The sequence below is a fragment of the Qipengyuania sp. NPDC077410 genome, from assembly GCF_044543405.1.
Classification (GTDB): Bacteria; Pseudomonadota; Alphaproteobacteria; order Sphingomonadales; family Sphingomonadaceae; genus Qipengyuania; species Qipengyuania pacifica.
Map to the genome: position 1 here is coordinate 144,129 of NZ_JBITWB010000002.1, position 16,758 is coordinate 160,886.

20 protein-coding genes and 1 other RNA gene are annotated in these 16,758 nt (G+C 60.2%); 17 read left to right on the forward strand and 4 right to left on the reverse strand.

Annotated features, from left to right (window positions below; translation table 11 throughout):
- Nucleotides 1-15 precede the first annotated feature (15 nt).
- The 8 genes from ACIGGE_RS08655 to ACIGGE_RS08690 all read left to right on the forward strand — a co-directional run bounded on the left by ACIGGE_RS08655 (nucleotide 16) and on the right by ACIGGE_RS08690 (nucleotide 4,430).
- Nucleotides 16-411 carry a M67 family metallopeptidase gene (locus tag ACIGGE_RS08655; RefSeq protein ID WP_397490057.1) on the forward strand — a complete coding sequence of 132 codons (396 nt, stop codon included), beginning with the start codon at nucleotides 16-18 and terminating at the stop codon, nucleotides 409-411.
- A gap of 34 nt (nucleotides 412-445) precedes the next feature.
- Nucleotides 446-1,105: a histidine phosphotransferase family protein gene (locus tag ACIGGE_RS08660; protein WP_301642329.1), complete on the forward strand. Its 660-nt coding sequence runs from the start codon at nucleotides 446-448 to the stop codon at nucleotides 1,103-1,105.
- Nucleotides 1,102-1,851, forward strand: coding sequence for an N-acetylmuramoyl-L-alanine amidase (locus ACIGGE_RS08665; RefSeq protein ID WP_375245312.1), 750 nt, complete (start codon nucleotides 1,102-1,104; stop codon nucleotides 1,849-1,851). Before ACIGGE_RS08660 ends, ACIGGE_RS08665 begins: the two co-directional genes overlap by 4 nt.
- A 117-nt stretch (nucleotides 1,852-1,968) precedes the next feature.
- On the forward strand, nucleotides 1,969-2,472 hold the full coding sequence (locus ACIGGE_RS08670; protein WP_397490058.1) for a helix-turn-helix transcriptional regulator: 504 nt from the start codon (nucleotides 1,969-1,971) through the stop codon (nucleotides 2,470-2,472).
- A 41-nt stretch (nucleotides 2,473-2,513) separates the two neighbouring features.
- Entirely contained in the window at nucleotides 2,514-2,849 is a 336-nt protein-coding gene (locus ACIGGE_RS08675; RefSeq protein WP_221597900.1) for a hypothetical protein, read from the forward strand.
- Between the two features lie 38 nt (nucleotides 2,850-2,887).
- The gene (locus ACIGGE_RS08680; RefSeq protein ID WP_301642332.1) at nucleotides 2,888-3,322 is read left to right on the forward strand and encodes a hypothetical protein; all 435 of its coding nucleotides are present in this window, start codon (nucleotides 2,888-2,890) and stop codon (nucleotides 3,320-3,322) included.
- 8 nt (nucleotides 3,323-3,330) lie between these two features.
- Complete coding sequence (locus tag ACIGGE_RS08685) at nucleotides 3,331-3,900, forward strand: JAB domain-containing protein (RefSeq protein ID WP_301642333.1); 570 nt, start codon at nucleotides 3,331-3,333, stop codon at nucleotides 3,898-3,900.
- Nucleotides 3,897-4,430, forward strand: a complete 534-nt coding sequence (locus tag ACIGGE_RS08690) for a hypothetical protein (RefSeq protein WP_301642334.1) — start codon at nucleotides 3,897-3,899, stop codon at nucleotides 4,428-4,430. Before ACIGGE_RS08685 ends, ACIGGE_RS08690 begins: the two co-directional genes overlap by 4 nt.
- 31 nt (nucleotides 4,431-4,461) lie before the next feature.
- Here ACIGGE_RS08690 and ACIGGE_RS08695 read toward each other — a convergent pair whose 3' ends face one another.
- The gene (locus ACIGGE_RS08695) at nucleotides 4,462-4,890 is read right to left on the reverse strand and encodes a hypothetical protein (RefSeq protein WP_301642335.1); all 429 of its coding nucleotides are present in this window, start codon (nucleotides 4,888-4,890) and stop codon (nucleotides 4,462-4,464) included.
- Nucleotides 4,891-5,067: 177 nt separating this feature from the next.
- Between ACIGGE_RS08695 and rnpB the strand changes: the two genes are divergently transcribed.
- Together rnpB and ACIGGE_RS08705 are read left to right on the forward strand one after the other, a co-directional pair.
- Nucleotides 5,068-5,477: RNase P RNA component class A (rnpB, locus tag ACIGGE_RS08700), an RNA gene on the forward strand.
- A 50-nt stretch (nucleotides 5,478-5,527) separates the two neighbouring features.
- The gene (locus tag ACIGGE_RS08705) at nucleotides 5,528-5,794 is read left to right on the forward strand and encodes a hypothetical protein (RefSeq protein ID WP_397490059.1); all 267 of its coding nucleotides are present in this window, start codon (nucleotides 5,528-5,530) and stop codon (nucleotides 5,792-5,794) included.
- A gap of 243 nt (nucleotides 5,795-6,037) precedes the next feature.
- Here ACIGGE_RS08705 and ACIGGE_RS08710 read toward each other — a convergent pair whose 3' ends face one another.
- Entirely contained in the window at nucleotides 6,038-6,841 is an 804-nt protein-coding gene (locus ACIGGE_RS08710; protein WP_196846750.1) for a metallophosphoesterase family protein, read from the reverse strand.
- A gap of 269 nt (nucleotides 6,842-7,110) precedes the next feature.
- On the opposite strand from ACIGGE_RS08710, the gene ACIGGE_RS08715 reads away from it, so the two are divergent.
- Nucleotides 7,111-7,866 carry a TorF family putative porin gene (locus ACIGGE_RS08715; protein ID WP_397490060.1) on the forward strand — a complete coding sequence of 252 codons (756 nt, stop codon included), beginning with the start codon at nucleotides 7,111-7,113 and terminating at the stop codon, nucleotides 7,864-7,866.
- A 55-nt stretch (nucleotides 7,867-7,921) separates the two neighbouring features.
- On the opposite strand, the gene ACIGGE_RS08720 is transcribed toward ACIGGE_RS08715, so the two are convergent.
- Complete coding sequence (locus ACIGGE_RS08720; RefSeq protein ID WP_397490061.1) at nucleotides 7,922-8,674, reverse strand: SIMPL domain-containing protein; 753 nt, start codon at nucleotides 8,672-8,674, stop codon at nucleotides 7,922-7,924.
- Nucleotides 8,675-8,763: 89 nt separating this feature from the next.
- Here ACIGGE_RS08720 and ACIGGE_RS08725 point away from each other — a divergent pair, with 89 nt between their 5' ends.
- Nucleotides 8,764-9,201 carry a VOC family protein gene (locus tag ACIGGE_RS08725; RefSeq protein WP_397490062.1) on the forward strand — a complete coding sequence of 146 codons (438 nt, stop codon included), beginning with the start codon at nucleotides 8,764-8,766 and terminating at the stop codon, nucleotides 9,199-9,201.
- A 6-nt stretch (nucleotides 9,202-9,207) separates the two neighbouring features.
- Here ACIGGE_RS08725 and nhaA read toward each other — a convergent pair whose 3' ends face one another.
- Entirely contained in the window at nucleotides 9,208-10,419 is a 1,212-nt protein-coding gene (nhaA, locus tag ACIGGE_RS08730; RefSeq protein WP_397490748.1) for a Na+/H+ antiporter NhaA, read from the reverse strand.
- A gap of 82 nt (nucleotides 10,420-10,501) precedes the next feature.
- On the opposite strand from nhaA, the gene ACIGGE_RS08735 reads away from it, so the two are divergent.
- The 5 genes from ACIGGE_RS08735 to ACIGGE_RS08755 all read left to right on the forward strand — a co-directional run bounded on the left by ACIGGE_RS08735 (nucleotide 10,502) and on the right by ACIGGE_RS08755 (nucleotide 16,753).
- Nucleotides 10,502-11,908, forward strand: a complete 1,407-nt coding sequence (locus ACIGGE_RS08735) for a glycosyl transferase family protein (protein ID WP_397490063.1) — start codon at nucleotides 10,502-10,504, stop codon at nucleotides 11,906-11,908.
- Nucleotides 11,901-13,022 (forward strand): hypothetical protein, encoded by a 1,122-nt coding sequence (locus ACIGGE_RS08740; RefSeq protein ID WP_397490064.1) that lies wholly within the window; start codon nucleotides 11,901-11,903, stop codon nucleotides 13,020-13,022. The genes ACIGGE_RS08735 and ACIGGE_RS08740 overlap by 8 nt, the downstream gene beginning before the upstream one ends.
- A 46-nt stretch (nucleotides 13,023-13,068) precedes the next feature.
- On the forward strand, nucleotides 13,069-13,974 hold the full coding sequence (locus tag ACIGGE_RS08745; protein ID WP_196846745.1) for a sulfite exporter TauE/SafE family protein: 906 nt from the start codon (nucleotides 13,069-13,071) through the stop codon (nucleotides 13,972-13,974).
- Complete coding sequence (locus ACIGGE_RS08750) at nucleotides 13,971-14,723, forward strand: TIGR02186 family protein (RefSeq protein WP_375245302.1); 753 nt, start codon at nucleotides 13,971-13,973, stop codon at nucleotides 14,721-14,723. Before ACIGGE_RS08745 ends, ACIGGE_RS08750 begins: the two co-directional genes overlap by 4 nt.
- Before the next feature lie 98 nt (nucleotides 14,724-14,821).
- The gene (locus tag ACIGGE_RS08755; protein WP_397490065.1) at nucleotides 14,822-16,753 is read left to right on the forward strand and encodes a helicase HerA domain-containing protein; all 1,932 of its coding nucleotides are present in this window, start codon (nucleotides 14,822-14,824) and stop codon (nucleotides 16,751-16,753) included.
- Nucleotides 16,754-16,758: the final 5 nt, after the last annotated feature.

Below are 16,758 nucleotides of genomic sequence, written 5' to 3' on the forward strand. Positions count from 1 at the left end.
CTAGAGCCATGTGCGATGGCAACCGAAGTCTCAAGCAATGTAATCGAGCACCTGTTATGCGAAGCGAGGTGCGCCCATCCGCTGGAATGTTGCGGTATACTCCTGGGACGTGGCGAAGGGATAGTGCAGGCCAGGGCTGCGGCGAACGTTCACCCGGACCCGCGACAGCATTTCGAGATCGATCCGCAGGCGCTGATCGATGCGCACCGTGCCGCGCGCGATGGCGATCTGCAGGTTCTGGGCTATTACCATTCGCACCCTAATGGTCTGGCCGAGCCATCTGCGACCGATCGCGCCATTGCAGCACCGGATGGGTCGGTCTGGGCGATAATCGCGGCGGAGCGAATCAGCTTCTGGCGTTCGGGGGATGCAGGGTTCGAAGCGCTTCCCTATGAGGTCGCCCCTCGCTAAGACACAAAACCAATCTTCACTATTCGGGACCCAAATGGACGACCGCCAATCGATCGATCTTGCCGCGATGCTTTGTTCGCGCCTGTGCCACGACATGCTCAGCCCGGTAGGGGCCCTGTCAAACGGGCTCGAGCTGTTGGCCATGGAAACCGATCCCGAAATGCGTGCCAATGTGATGGAGCTGCTCGAACAAAGTGCGCTCATCAGCACGAACAAGCTGAAGTTCTTTCGCCTGGCATTCGGCGCAGCGGGCGGCTTCGGCGAGCAGGTGGAAATCACCGAACCGAAGGCGCTGATCGAAGCACTTGTTGCCGACAAACCAAGCGTGTCGATCAACTGGGCGCTCGCCGAACGGACCCTCGCCAAGCCGGCGGTCAAGGTGCTGCTGAATTTTGCGCAACTGGCCATCGATGCGCTGGTGCGCGGAGGGACGCTCGATATTGGTGCGGAAGTGCGCGATGGCGCGTGCGAAATCGTGGTTCGTGCCGCAGGTCCCAAGATCGCCTTCGACGAGACGATCGGCAAGGCGCTGGACGGTTCGCTCGACCGGTCGGATCTGACCAGCCGCACGGCGGCAGCGCATATGATACATCTTCTGGCGTCGGAAAACGGCGGCGGTTTGCAGTATCATAAAGGCGCCGACGCATTGGTGCTTGGCGCGGTTCTGCCGCAGGGTGAAGGAATGATCGGTTGAACTCCGATTTCGGCAAGGTCGGCGACGGGCTGCCAGCCAGCAAGGACGAACTCGTCGACCGGGAGGTCCTTTCGCCGAACCATGACGAACGCAGCTCGCCGATTTCCATGCTGGTCATCCATTACACCGAAATGGAGGACAAGGGGTTCGCAATCGAACGGTTGTGCGATCCGGAAGCCAAGGTGTCGGCGCACTACCTGATCGGCGAACAGGGTGAGGTCGTACGGCTGGTACCCGAGGAAAAACGCGCCTGGCATGCAGGCGTATCCTACTGGCGCGGACACAAGGATGTGAATTCGGCCAGCATCGGTATCGAGCTCGACCATCCCGGCCACAGATATGGCTATCGCGAATTCAACGATGCGCAGTTCGAAGCGCTCGTGCCCCTGGTTGCGCGCATCGTGAAGGAATATGACATCCCGCGCGCAAATGTCGTCGGACATTCGGATGTGGCACCTGCGCGCAAGATTGATCCGGGTGAGCTTTTCCCCTGGGACCGGCTGGCCGAATACGGCCTGTGCCTGCCACGCCCGGAAAAGCTCGAACGCGGCGATCCGTTCGACAACGACGCAGCCTTCTACCTCGCGCTCGAGCGTTTCGGTTACGACATTACCGACGGTCGCAAGGCGGTCGAGGCGTTCCAGCGCCGCTGGCGTCCGGAGAAGATCAACGGCGAAATCGACGGTGAGGTTCGCGCCATCCTGTTCCAGTTACTCCTGGATCGCGATCGCGGACACACTCGGTAGTCGCACCGGTCGCAAGTCGAAGCAGCCCACCGATCCGGAAGCCCGAACCTGGACGCAGCCGACCCGTGGCGGGCGGTTGGAATTGCCCCTGCCACCTTGATGGCGTACAGATCAGCTATGGATCAGTACGACATCCATACCGTGTTCGGTCGTTTGACCGATAAGCAGGACGAGGTCTTGCGGCTGGCTTGCCAGCATCTGACGTCCAAGGAAATTGCAAAAGAACTGGGACTCGCTCCGGTCACGATCGACAAGCGCATCGATGCGGTGCGAGCAAAACTTGGCCACATGCCCCGCGTCGAAGTGCTTCGCCATTATCGGGCATGGGCAGAACAGTATGATCAAATCATAGACGATCCGGCCATACTAATTAATTTTCCACCCATTGCTGCACCAACGATCCCGCAGCCACCCGGGAAATCCTACACGTTCGAAGATTCGCTCACATTCGATGGAAGAGCGGCTTGGGACCGGATGCCTCAGGGGCTGCAGCCGGGGATCAAACCTTCGGATCTTGGAATCGGTGGCAAATTGCTGCTGATACTCGTCGGTGCGGTGGCAATCATGATGGTCGCCGTGCTGTCGATGGCCTTCGCAAACGCGCTGGGCACCATGGTCTAGGTTGCAACCTCTCCTTGGCTGAAACGCCTGAGGAGAAATCAATGTCGCTTGATCTTACTACTGCTACTGCCCGTATTGCTCGCGAACTGGGCGAGTCCGAAGTCGCCATCGCGGATGCGTTGGCGAAAACAACTGCTCTCCTTCATAGTGCGGCAATGGCCGGCCGCGATGTGCCCGGCGCTCCTGAACTGGAAAGCCAGCGCGCATTGCTTCGCCTTCAAAAGATTGTCGGCGGGCTAATCGAAGCTCGCGGCGAAGCCGCCAGGGTCCACGATCAGCTTCGCAAGATCGCCGTTGAAACGGGCGCAGGAGAAGAACCAACCTGCCCGGATAAATCGTTTACCTCTGCCGAGCATGTAACGACGATCGCTGCCTGACTTGCCTAAGCAAGAGCGAGGGCGCAATTGCATGAGCGATGACCCGGTTTCTGATCCAGGTAGCGCTCACGCTCGCAGTCCTCGCTTTTGCTTGGAGCAGGGGCGGAAAGCCTGAGAAATATGTCGCTACAGTCTATTTCGTGCTGGTCTTTGCCGGGATTGCCCGGTGGCTGGCCACGGGTACGTGGAGTCAGGACGGCTACGGCTCACTGCAAACCTTTCGCTTCCTTATTGACGTCTGTGCTCTGGTTGCGGTTACAGCCGTGGCGCTTTCATCCGATCGTTGGTGGACCTTATGGGTGAGCTCGGCGCAAACCATCGCCGTGGTTTCCCACCTGCTGCGCGCAGCGCATGCGCCCCTCGAGCCGCTCGTCTATGCAATAATGGAGCGGTGGCCGGTCTGGCTGGCGTTAATCATTACAGGCATCGGCACAATGGCCCATTCCCGACGGATGCAGCGCACCACCACCTGACCGCGCTCATGACTCCGCTATCTGCGGAGCCGAACGAACTTGCGGACCGGCTGTTGCATCGCTTCGGTTCGATCAGCGCCATTTCCAATGCCGATGAAGCGGACCTGCGTGAATGTGCCGTGCATGGTGAGCACTGGGTCGAAGCTCTTCTGGCGGTTCGCCAACTGCTTCATGACGGGAGCCGCGAAGAGATCGTACGGACACGTCTCGGTGACGATCGCTCCTCACTCGATCGCTACCTGATCCAAAGCATCGGCGGGCTGCGGCACGAGCGGATGATCGCGATATTGGCGGACGAGGCGGGGTTCGTGATCTCAGAAGAGACTATTGCCGAAGGTCAGGAAGGGCAGGTTGTGCTGTCGGCGCGTCGGTTGTTCGGACGCGCGCTCGCACTGGATGCCCGCCAGATGCTGATCGCCCACAATCACCCTTCTGGGGATGCTACGCCAAGTAATACCGACATACGGCAAACCACGGAGCTTTTGGCACAAGCAAAATGCCTTGGCGTTACTCTCATCGATCATCTGGTCGTAGGGCGCAGGCGCGTGATCAGCATGCGGGAAAGCCGCCTGATATGACGCCGATCGAAGACGCTGTGCGGCGCAGTATTGCGGGGCACGTGATTTCCATAGCCGATTGGCAGCGTGCCCTCCTTGTTCTTGGCGATAGTGGGAGCGCCCCACACGGTGACGAGTCGTTCGCAAATTACCAATTCAGTGGAGCAATGAACGAGGAGATTTGGGATATTCTCACTTACCTCTTCGTCATGAGGGCGAACGACAGGCCAATTTTTTTCCCCGAATGTTGTCAGTCCGCCCGTGTGCCGCGCGAGCGCTTCCTGGAGCATTTGAATGGATTGCTCGAACAGGGGCTTGTGCTCTGCACACTCGAACGATCCGATTCCGATGACTTTACTCTGCAGCTATCGCCGCGAGGCAGGGAGATTGTCGAGGAGGCAATATGGGCAGCCGATAGCGAAAGACCTGGTGGCATCCTTGCCGCCTCTGCGTGGCACTTGCCGGATGAATTCATCAAGAATGACATCGCACGCAGTCTGAAAGTCAGCTCAAGCGCAGTTGAGCGGCATCTGGCCAATTTCAGGGAGTAGCCCCTCTAGACATCCGCCAATTTGCGACAGTCTAAGCTTCTTTCAGTCCTTCGCCGGGTTGGGCCAGGATCGCTGCGTGTGCGCCAGCCGCAATGGCACCGGCCATGGCCACGGCGAGGCAGGTGGGGCTGGCAAACGTCCGCTCGATGTCGAGTTCGGGCAAAGCGACGGTGGCGATGGAGTTGCCCGATTGGGACCGTGAGGTCAAAATACCGGCCTGTTGCGTCGTCAGCAAAAGTATCTGCTCGAGAGCATCCGCACTGAATAAGGGATCGGCAACGGACTTGATGGGCGGTGTGAAATAGCGCTTGAGAAATTGCGGTGCTTTTTGAAGCAGTTCGCATAATTGCTGCACCAATGCTCGCGATATGTCGCGGGTAGGAGCAGTCACCATTGCGCAGGCGCGCAGGAATTCATCGAGCTCTTCCTGCCGCAGCGTTGGGGGTAGTGGCGTGTCCAAGCTCTATCTCCTTGACGACAGGAGAGGGTGGCGCGCGGCTGGAGTCAAGTAATACGCAGTTGCAGTTGGAGCAGATGAATCGGTTTCGGATCAAACAATCTGTCTCACTAAGGGAGAATCTTGCCTCCTCGATTGCCGGCTTGGCAATTTGCGGCGCCTGATCTATCGCGACAGGCGCCAGGGGGCTGGGCAGCCGCGTGCCGCAAGGTACGAGGAAAGTCCGGGCTCCACGAAACAAGGGTGGCGGGTAACGCCCGCCGTGGGCAACCACAGGGAAAGTGCCACAGAGAGCATACCGCCGATGGCCTGCTGAGGTTCGCCAAGGACAGGATCAGGCAAGGGTGAAAGGGTGCGGTAAGAGCGCACCGGGGCTTCGGTAACGCGGCCCGCATGGCAAACCCCACCCGGAGCAAGGCCGAATAGGGGCGGCGCGCTGGAAACAGCAGGTGCGTTTCGCATCGACCGCCCGGGTTGGCTGCTCGAGCTGCGGAGCAATCCGTGGCCTAGACGAATGGCTGCCCCCGCGCGGCAGGTGTGCAAGCATACCGCGGGCGGGACAGAACCCGGCTTACAGGCTCCCTGGCAAACCTGTCGCACCCGGTAACAGCGAAGGCTCGGGCGCCTTCTCCGGAACGAGTTGCCCGTCGACTTCGAGCCCTTCGAACGGCCGGCAGGCTTCGTTCATTTCGTCGGAATGAAGATGAACCTTCATCATGGGGTCGGCCGTGCTCCAATCGGTGTGGGGATCATCGCGGACCACGCACAGGGCGCGCCAGGCGATCGGCAGTTCCTGCAGCTGTTCGATGGTGGGCAAGCCTTCGATCAGAACCTCGTGTCCCGAATAGCTGCCTGTCGCGTGGCCGATGAACTTGGTTTCCGTGCCGCGTATATGGATGCGCTCTGATCCTTCGTCGATACGAGCGAAGGTATCGAGCCGGATGGAAAAGGCCGCCCAGATCGAAATGCCGATCAACAGGACCAGCGCCACCATGGTAACGACCACGGTCCACTTTGCGGCCGGGTTATCCAAACCTTCAGAATGATCGAGCGACAAAGGTCATACTCCTCGGGAGAAAACAGGTTGGGAAACGCTCGTCGGGGCAGGATCGGTCCCGATCCGATCGCTTCGAGTGTCGATAAGAATGCTTCACCAAGCAAATTCCGAGTGCACGGTAGTCATATCGCCGTTCACGTCCCGCGCCTGAATGACCCGGCGGGTGTCGCCTTCGAGGACCAGTGCGGTGAGATTGCCGGTGCGAAAGGCGCCCGTGTCTATGCCGATCCGGTGATCGGTATGTTCGATCTCTTCGAAGATCGTATGCCCGTGGACAATTACATGGCTGAAGGGTTCGTCATGCTTGAGAAACCGTTCGCGGATCCAGCGCAGATCCGACTGCTTCTGATCGTCGATCGCGCGTTTGGGATTGATGCCCGCATGGACAAAAACATAGTCGCCGGCGACGACCATATTCTCCATGCGTTCCAGAAACTTGCGGTGCTTCTTCGGGACCAGCTCGTTCAGCTCGACCTGAAGTTCCTTCATGGTGAGTTCGTTATAGCGTTTACGTTTGATACCGTAACTCAATACCGTTTCCCGCCCACCATGCTTGAGGAAATGGCGTAGCATCTCGCGGTCCGTGAAACTCTCGAGAAACATCTCTTCGTGGTTTCCGGCGATGCAGTGCACGCGTCGGCGCTTACCCCATTTACGCGCAGTTTCGACCACCCGTGCACTTTCCGGACCGCGGTCGATAAGATCGCCCAACAAGATCACCGTACTGTCGGCGGCTCCCGATGCAGCGTCATCCCGCTCGATAGCCTCGATCAACTGGTCCAGCAGGTCACAGCGTCCATGTATATCGCCAATGACGTAATAGCGCTCGCCGTCGGGGACGCTCGGACGACGTGTGGGCTCACCACGCCGACCAAAAAGCTTCGCAAGATTGAACATGGTACCTGAAACAGACCCGGGTAGCGCAAATTGACTGTTCGGGAGATACGCCCTTGTCTCGCAAGGAGCAACTGACGGCGCGGGGCGCTCGTCTTCGCAGTTGCGGAAAAAGCACACCTATTGCTGCGTATGCGAAAGGTTTTTGACTCGATCTTGCGCAATGGTGCGCTTTTGGGCAGGTTTATGAGTGTATCTGGACGAGAAGCCTAATAAAATGGCTCCGCCGGATTCGCAGGTGGGACGAAGCGACACTCGTACAGGAGTTTGTGATGCTAACGTCCTTTCGCGGCCTGATGGCCGCATCGCTCGCTATGGCGAGCATTTCTCTCGCAACGCCGGCCATGGCTCAATCGGAAGATGAAGCTGCGAGCAGTTCGATTACTGCGTCGGCCAATGTTGCGCTGACGACCGACTACCGGTTCCGCGGCATTTCCCAGTCCGGAGGAGACCCGGCTCTTCAGGGCGGGTTCGATGTCGCCCACGACAGCGGGTTTTATGTCGGAACCTGGGCATCTTCGATCAAGGGCGGGCCATCCTATGGCGATCTTGAACTCGACATCTATGCCGGGTGGAGCGGCAATCTGACCGAAGCGGTGAGCGTTGATCTGGGGGTCTTGTACTACATCTACCCCACGGAAGATCTCGGCCTCGATACGGACTATTGGGAACCTTACGCGTCGGTCAGCACCACGCTCGGGCCTGCCGCTGCGACCTTTGGAGTGGCCTACGCGCCGAAACAGGATTCGCTGAGCGGACAGGACAACCTGTATCTCTACACCGATCTCGGCTTCGGCATTCCGGACACGCCGATCAGCATAAACGGCCATCTTGGATATACCGATGGCGTACTGGCACCTCCGTTCGTGGCGGGTACTCTGGACGATACAGGCTTCGACTGGTCGCTTGGCGGGAGCGTGGCAAAAGGCAATTTCGAACTCGGCGTGGCCTATGTTGGCGTCGAGGGTCCTTCGATCGACGGCTATACCGACGATGCTATCGTGGCGACCCTGTCGGCCAGCTTCTAACGGGGGCACCAAGGAAGTGCGGGGCGCATCGGTTGGTGCGCCCCCTTTTTCGCCCCTAATCGAGGGCGAAATCAACAGTCGTCACGACGCGCACCTTCTTGAACGGCGTGTCGCCCACGCCCCAGCCGCCCGCTTCGCCATCGCGCGCCTCGATTGAAAAATATCCCTGCGTTGCTTTGCGAATGCCCCCAACATCCGCACCGCTGTCCTGGGCAAACTGTTCGGCAGAGGCGCGAGCATCTTTCGTCGCCTCGGCGACCATTGCGGGCTTGATCGAATTGAGGCCGGTAAAGGTGTAACTGATACCCGATCCGTCTTCGAGAACGACCCCGTTACGGACCAGTTCGGCCTGATTTCGCACGGCGCGCTGAGCGCGATTGATATCTTCGGTCCGAAGAACGATACGTTGCCGCACGGTGTAAAAGACGGTCCCGTTGTCGGTGTAGTTCGAGACATTTATCCCGGCAGGCGTGAGCGCTTCTGCAGGAAAACCCATGCGCTCGAAAAACTCGCGCACCGCCACGGCGTCTTTATCGGTGCTTGCCTGCGCACTCTGCAAGTTTGTGGCGGTCGACGCGAAGGACAAAGTCCATGTTGCCAGATCCGCGGTCACTTCGCGTTCGGCAAGGCCGCGAACAGTCACTGTGCGCTCGGCCGCCTTCATGCGCACGAGCCCATCGCCGAGGACGAATCCGCCGATGAACAGACCGGCCGAAAGTATGCCGGCGCTCGCAATCCAGCGTTTCAAAGTTGCATCCCCGCGCCTGTGCGTGGCACTTGGCGCTACCGTTTCGGGTTCGTCGGACATGATCGCGTTCCTCTCTGGCCAGTCTGGCGGAGCGCAACCTAAATTCTGCTCGGTGAACCGTGCTTTAATATAGATGAATGGAGTTCCAATTGACCAAATATCTTCACACGATGATCCGCGTGACCGACCCGGAGGCCACTGTAGCGTTTTTCAAGCTGATCGGGGTGGAAGAAACGCGCCGTTTCGATAACGAAGCGGGTCGCTTCACGCTTATTTTCCTGGCAGCCCCCGGTCAGGAAGGCGTCGCGGAAGTGGAACTTACCTACAACTGGCCCCCGCAGGACGGCAGCGATCCGGAGACTTATTCGGGTGGCCGCAATTTCGGCCATCTCGCCTATCGGGTCGAGAATATTTACAAGACCTGCCAGGCCATCATGGATGCCGGCCATACCATCAACCGGCCCCCGCGTGACGGGCACATGGCCTTTGTCAGGACGCCCGACGGCATTTCGATCGAGCTGCTGCAGGACGGATCTCTCGAGCCATGCGAGCCTTGGGCAAGCATGGAAAATACCGGGAGCTGGTAAGCCGCGTCAGTCGATATATGGGGAGCGCATATCGTCGGGATGCTGCGCGGACATGCGCAGGATGGTGTAGCCGACTATTGCCGAGATCAGCGAGCCGAGGAGGATTCCGATCTTCGCCTCGTTGATCAGCAATTGCTGGCCGGTAAAGGCAAGCCCGCTGATGAACAGCGACATGGTGAAGCCGATCCCGCACAGGATGGAAACTCCCCATATTTCGGGCCAGCTAGCCTGATCCGGCCGTGGCGCGAAGCCGATCTTGTCGGCAACGAAGATCGCCGAGAATATCCCGATCTGCTTGCCGACGAACAGGCCGGCCGCGATCGCAAGCGGGAGCGGGGCGAAGACCTGTTCCAGACCCATGCCGGCGAGCGGCACTCCGGCGTTGGCAAAGCCGAATACCGGAACGATCAGGTAGGCGCTCCACGGGGCAAGCCCGTGTTCCATACGCTCGACCATGGTCTGGTCGTCGGGGCCGACCATGGGAATGCACAGCGCCGCGACGACGCCCGCGATGGTGGCATGGATCCCCGAATTGAGGACGAAGTACCACAGGACCAGCGCGAGCAGGATATACGGCCAATATCGTGCCACGCGCATCTTGTTCAGGACCATCATGGCCAGGACTACCGCGCCGGCAGCAGCGAGCCAGCCGAGTTTGATCTGCGCGGTATAGAACAGAGCTATGACCATCACGGCGCCGATATCGTCGACGATCGCAACGGTCAGGAGGAAAAGGCGCAGCGATGCCGGGCAGCGGTTCCCCAACAGACCAAGTACGCCCATGGCAAAGGCTATGTCCGTCGCCGCCGGAATTGCCCAGCCGCGCATCAGTTCGGCATCGCCGCCGACCACGCCGACATAGACCAGGGCAGGGACTGCCATGCCCGCAACCGCTGCAAGAATTGGCAGGCGGCGGGATTCAGCGGTCGATAGCTGTCCTTCTATCCATTCGCGCTTAACTTCGAGTCCGACGACGAAGAAGAACAGCGCCATGAGCCCGTCGTTGATCCACAAATGCATGTCGTAGAGCTTTGGGATCGGCGTCCAGGGCAATTCGCCGTAGAAAAGCTGCTCGTATTCACCTGCAAGCGGCGAGTTGGCCGCCAGCATCGCGGCGATCGCCACGAGGATAAGCAGGATGCCGGCCGATGCGTCGCTGACGAAAAGCGCGCGAACGGGGGCAAATACGAGGCGGATTCCTGAAGGACGTTGGTTCATCTTGGCGACGCTCTCTCCCGTAAAGCGTCCCATGTTGCAAGTCTTGAAAGCGGAGGTTAACGAAATAGGCAGGGGGTGCCGTATGGTACTGGGGTCGTTTACTTTCGCGGAATGGTTCGTGCTCGTGCAGCACGAATTACTGCTGTTCGCGGCAGCATTCTTTGCACTCGGCATGATCGACGAGTTCGCTCTCGACTGTACTTATGTCTGGATGCGTCTCACCGGACGTATCGCGACACCTCGCCTGAAAGAAGGCGATCCAGAGGCCATTACAAGCCTAGCCGGCCCTGCTGCCGTATTCATTCCGACCTGGCGCGAAGAAGCCGTCATCGGCCCCACGCTCGTGCATATGCTGGACGTCTGGCCGCAGCCGGAAGTGACCATCTATGTCGGCTGTTATCGCAACGACCCCTATACCATGGCGGCCGTTATCGCCGCGACGCGGGGCGATCCGCGCGTACGGCTGGTGATTCACGGTGAAGATGGACCGACATCGAAGGCTGACTGTCTAAACCGTCTGTATCGGGCGCTGGAAGAGGATGAGGTGCGATCCGGACAGAAAGCCTCCATGGTCGTGCTGCACGATGCGGAAGACATGGTCGATCCCGCCGCGCTTTCCCTTTTGGATCAGGCGCTATGGCACGCACAGTTCGTGCAGCTTCCGGTGCTCGCCCTCCCGCAGCATCGTTCGCCGTGGATCGGCTCGCATTATTCGGATGAATTCGCAGAATCGCATGGCAAGGCTCTGGTTGTCAGAGACGCATTGGGGGCAGCCATCCCAGGTGCCGGTGTCGGCTGCGGGATCGCGCGCAATGCTTTGGCAGCCTTGGCGGCGCGGGAAGGCGGCAGCCCTTTTGCGCGAGAATCCCTTACCGAAGACTACGAACTCGGTCTCAAGATCGCCCAGGCTGGAGGACGAGGTCGGTTCATTCGCGTACGCGGCTGCGATGGCCGCTTGATTGCGACGCGCGCGTTTTTCCCAACCGGCCGCGACGAATCGGTGCGTCAGAAGACGCGCTGGATGCACGGCATCGCCTTGCAGGGGTGGGACCGGCTGGGCTGGGACCGGAAGCCGGTCGATCTCTGGATGCAGCTTCGCGACCGGCGCGGGCCGCTCGCCGCCATACTTCTGGTGCTAGCCTATTCGCTGCTCGTGTTTGCCGCGATATCCATGATGCTGAGTGAACTGCATATCGTGGCACTTCCTGCTGTTTCACCGCTACTTTCAGCGTTGCTCTGGCTCAATCTGTTCGGCGTGGTGATGCGCTTTCTGATGCGTGCCTGCTTCACTGCGCGCGAATATGGCTGGCGTCAGGGATTGATCGCCATTCCGCGAACTTTCGTATCGAATATCATTGCGATCATGGCTGGGCGGCGCGCCCTGATAGCCTACATCAAGACCCTTCGCGGTGCCCCGGTGATATGGGATAAGACGGAACATTGGGATCACCCGGCGCTGCTGAAAACGGTCGATAAAGCCGGTGCATAATCTGATCGCGCAACGTCAGGGGCAACCGGTTCTGTTCCTGTGCCTGCTGACGGCTGGATGGCTTTTACTGCGCGCGGCGACGTGGGAAAATCCGTTGCTGCCACCAGCCATTACGCCTGACCTGGTAATGATGGGGCTCGACAAGATCGAAAGCGCACCCGGACACACGGATCATCGAACCGGCAATTTCGGTCCGCCGAGCATTCGAGCGGGAAATGGTGGCACCGGCGCTCCCCGCGTCGCTCGTAAAACCGGGCGCCTAAAGCAGATTGGATTTGCCGCACTGGTGCGCAGCGGGAAAGCTGGATCGGGGGCTGGTAGCCTTCATCTTGAGCAGGTGGTGGCTCCGCGACTTGGAGAATCGCTTGGCGAATTGGCGGTCGCCAGCACTCGAGACCAATTGCCCGAGCCAACCAATCGACCAGTTTCTTCTGTGCGAGAGGATACTCGACCGGCGGGCTCGGCCTGGCGGATCGACGCCTGGTTGGTCGCGCGAGAGGGTAGATCCTTGCCGACGGAAGGCGGATCGCGGCCGGCCAGTTACGGGGGTAGTCAGGCCGGCGCTGTGCTGGCGTATAGTCTCGATCGATCCAGCGCCCGCCGACCAGCGGCATATTTCCGCGCCAACCGCGATCTCGGCAGCGACGGACAGACGGATACAGCCCTTGGCCTGCGTGTCCGCCCTCTCGCGAAGATACCGATCGATCTTCACGCTGAAGCGCGGGCGACGCATCGCGATGGATCAACCGAATTGAGGCCTGCAGCCTTCGTGGCGGGGGGATTCGAGCAGGTAAGGCTGCCGATGGAGGTGACGGCGCGAGCCTATGGCCAGGCTGGCTATGTCGGCGGCGATTTCGCAACCCCATTCGCAGATGGCGTTCTGGTCGTGGAACGCCGGGCGGTGAATTTCGGTCCGGGTGGTCTGTCGCTTGGAGCGGGCGCCTGGGGCGGCGCCCAGAAAGGGGCGTCCCGGGTCGATGTGGGACCCGCAGTGACCCTCAATCTATCCGCCGCGGGTGCGCCTGTTCGTCTGGAAGCGGGCTACCGCGTGCGTGTTGCTGGCAATGCAGCGCCGGGAAATGGTGGCGTTCTGACGCTTTCGACCGGGTTCTGACATAGTCCGGCTTCCAACCGTCCCCCCGCTGCGATAGGGCGAGGGCATGGATGTCTATCTCCCAATTGCGAACCTGTCCGTAAATGGACTGTGGATCGTCGCGCTGGGAGCTTTGACGGGCATTCTTTCCGGATTGTTCGGTGTGGGCGGCGGGTTTCTGACCACTCCGTTGCTAATTTTCTATGGCATCCCACCGACCGTGGCGGCCGCATCGGCATCGACGCAGGTCACCGGCGCGAGTGTCACCGGCGTGCTGGCGCACGGCGGTCGCGGCGGTGTCGATTATCGCATGGGGATGGTCATGGTGGCGGGGGGTATCGTCGGATCCGGATTCGGCGCGCTCCTCTTCCGTTTTCTGCGCTCGATCGGTCAGATCGACGTGGTTATCAGTGCGCTCTACGTCATCCTGCTCGGCACGATTGGCATGTTGATGGCACGCGAAGCGGTGCAGACGCTGCGTGGCACCGGCAGTTCGCAGGCGGCTCGAAGGCGGCACCACCCCATTATCGCGAGCCTGCCAATGCGCTGGCGTTTTTACCGTTCGGGCCTCTACATTTCCCCGATCGCGCCACTGGTTGTGGGCGTGGCGGTCGGTGTCCTGACCATGCTGATGGGCGTGGGTGGCGGGTTCATCCTTGTTCCTGCCATGCTCTATATTCTGGGCATGAGCGCAAATGTCGTCGTCGGCACTTCGCTCTACAATATTCTGTTCGTGACAATGGCCACAACTCTCATGCACTCGCTGACCACCAAGGCGGTCGATATCGTGCTGGTGTTCCTGCTGCTGGTAGGTTCGGTGACGGGCGCGCAGATCGGCTCCCAGATCGCGGTCAAGGCAAAGCCCGAGATATTGCGCCTTATCCTCGCTGCGATCGTCCTGCTCGTGGCGTTCCGCATGTTCCTCGGCCTGTTCTATCAGCCGGACGAAATCTACACGCTGTATCCGTTGTGAGGGCGCTTCTTCTCATCCTCTTCGCTTTTGCGCTGATGGGTCAGCGGGATCCCATCCTCGTGCCCGAAGTGAGTCAGCATGAAGTGCGCGTACGGCAAGGCTTTACCGGAACCGAGTTGCTGCTTTTCGGCGCGGTGCTCGATCCGCTGGGCAGGGCGGCAGGCAGCGACTACGATATCGTCGTGGTTCTCAAGGGCCCGTCCGAACCGGTTCGACTGCGCGAGAAGGAGCGTTTCGTCGGCGTGTGGGTCAATGCGGCGAGCAGCGATTTCCGCTCCGTCCCGTCGTTCTTCGCCGTCGCCTCTTCGCGCCCTGTATCGGAGATCGTCGACGAGAAGACCGCCGCGATCTACGAGTTCGGAACCGACTACATCCAGTTGTCACCGAGCGGCGTGATCGATCCGGAAGAACAGGCGCGCTTCAAGGCCGGGCTTGTCGATCTCAAGACGCGCCAGCAGCTCTACAAGCAGGATTTCGAAGGCGTTCAGATCAGCGAACAGGTGCTCTACCAGTCGCGCATTTCGCTGCCGTCCAGCGTCTCTACCGGCACATATACGGCGGAAACATTCGCTGTTCGCGATGGGCGGGTCATTGCATCGGCTCAGGCGGAAGTCGAAGTGAAGAAGGTCGGCTTCGAACGGCTCGTAGCGGAATATTCTCAGGAATGGTCGCTGGCCTACGGCCTGATGGCGGTCGCTCTTGCCGTGGGGATGGGCTGGGCAGCAGGCCGGTTGTTCGCGTTGATGTAATCCTTTCTGGCGCGGCGGCGTTGACCACATCTTAAGCAGTTTCGGGCAGGCGATACGCTGGCGCAAATGGGGCGTCATACGTGGGGCACAGCTGACCGATGACCGAAATGGGCAATCCCAACTACCGTACCTTCGATCCGGCGATGGAAGATGGCGCAGAGCCGCCGCAGCCGCGCAGCAATTCGCTACGGGACCGGATCAGGCGCAGCGCCGAACAATCCGCTCCATATGTGTCCCCTTCGGGATATGTTCACCAGCCGCAGCCTTGCGGGGATGTGACATCTGACCAACCGGTGTCTGTCGAACCGATTGCGCCTGTCGAACGCATTACACCAACGCTGGGAGACGCGCCGCCGCGCCCGTCGGGCCTTGCACCGCAGCGCGAGCCTGCGAATGCGGTTGAAGCCACCGCAGAAGAAGAACCGGTCAGCGAGAATGCCACCCAACCCATTGGCGTGGTGCTGGAGATCGCCGGTTCGGGTTCGATGATTGCCATCGACCTGCAACGCCTCAACGAGTGCACCGAAGATGACGATCCATCGATCGCCATGGCCGGACAGGTCGGTTCGCAGGTCAAGATCCGCGTCGGCAACAGCTGGCTTCTCGCCAGCGTTCGCAATCAGCGCCAGGATCGCAAGGCAGGGTCCATCCTCGCCAATATCGATTTTCTCGGCGAAGGGATCGAGGAGAAGCTGACCGGAAAGCTCCATGGTTTCCGCCGCGGTGTGACACGCTATCCCGTTCCAGGCGGGATGGTCTATCCCGCGTCGACGCAGGACCTCAAGCAGGTCTATGCGAGCGACGGACGCAGCGCGGTAACGATCGGCAAGGTCTATCCCACGAAGGACATCCGTGCGGGCATCTATATCGATGCCATGCTCGGGAAGCACTTTGCGCTGCTGGGTTCGACCGGCACCGGCAAATCGACCAGCGCGGCCCTGTTGCTGCACCGTATCTGCGAGGCGGCGCCCGAAGGGCATATCGTCATGATCGATCCGCATGGCGAATATTCGGCGGCGTTCCGCCATACCGGCGTGATCCTCGACGTCTCGAACCTCCAGATGCCGTACTGGATCATGAATTTCGAGGAGCATTGCGAAGTGCTGCTCACCAGCAACGGCAATGAGCGCCAGGTCGATGCAGACATTCTGGCGCGCTGTCTGCTCAAGGCCCGGCAGAAAAGCCGCCTTGCCGAAAGCATGGGCAAGATCACGGTCGATTCCCCCATTCCCTATCTCCTGTCCGACCTGTCTAACGAGATTCAGGACGGGATGGGCAAGCTCGACAAATCGACCAACTCCGCCCCTTACATGCGGATCAAGAACAAGCTCGACGAGATCAAGGGCGACCCGCGGTACCAGTTCATGTTCTCCGGCATGCTGGTGGCCGACACGATGGCCGATTTCATCGCCAAGATCTTCCGCATGCCATCCAACGGCAAGCCGATTTCGATCATCGACGTGTCGGGCGTCCCCTCGGACATTACCGCGACCGTGGTTGCCGTGCTCAGCCGCCTGGTCTTCGACTTCGCCATCTGGGGCCGCGAGGAGCGTACATCGCCGATCCTGCTCGTGTGCGAGGAAGCGCATCGCTACGTTCCGAACGAGAAGAATGCCGATGGCAATTCGGTCGGCACCATCCTTAGCCGGATCGCCAAGGAGGGCCGCAAATACGGCATCTCGCTCGGCCTGATCACGCAGCGTCCGTCCGACCTTGCCGAAGGCGTGCTGTCGCAATGCGGCACGATCATTTCGATGCGCCTCAACAACGACCGCGACCAGGAATTCGTGCGGGCCGCCATGCCGGAAGGTGCGCGCGGGTTCCTCGATGCGATCCCGGCCCTGCGCAATCGCGAATGCATCATCTGCGGCGAGGGCGTGGCCATCCCCATGCGCGTCAGCTTCGACAATCTGGAGGAATCGCGGCGCCCGGCATCGGAAGACCCGAGCTTCGTGGAACTGTGGAACAAGACCGGCGGCGAAGAGGAAACCGTCCAGCGCACCGTGTTGCGCTGGCGTTCGCAGGGCTGATTCGA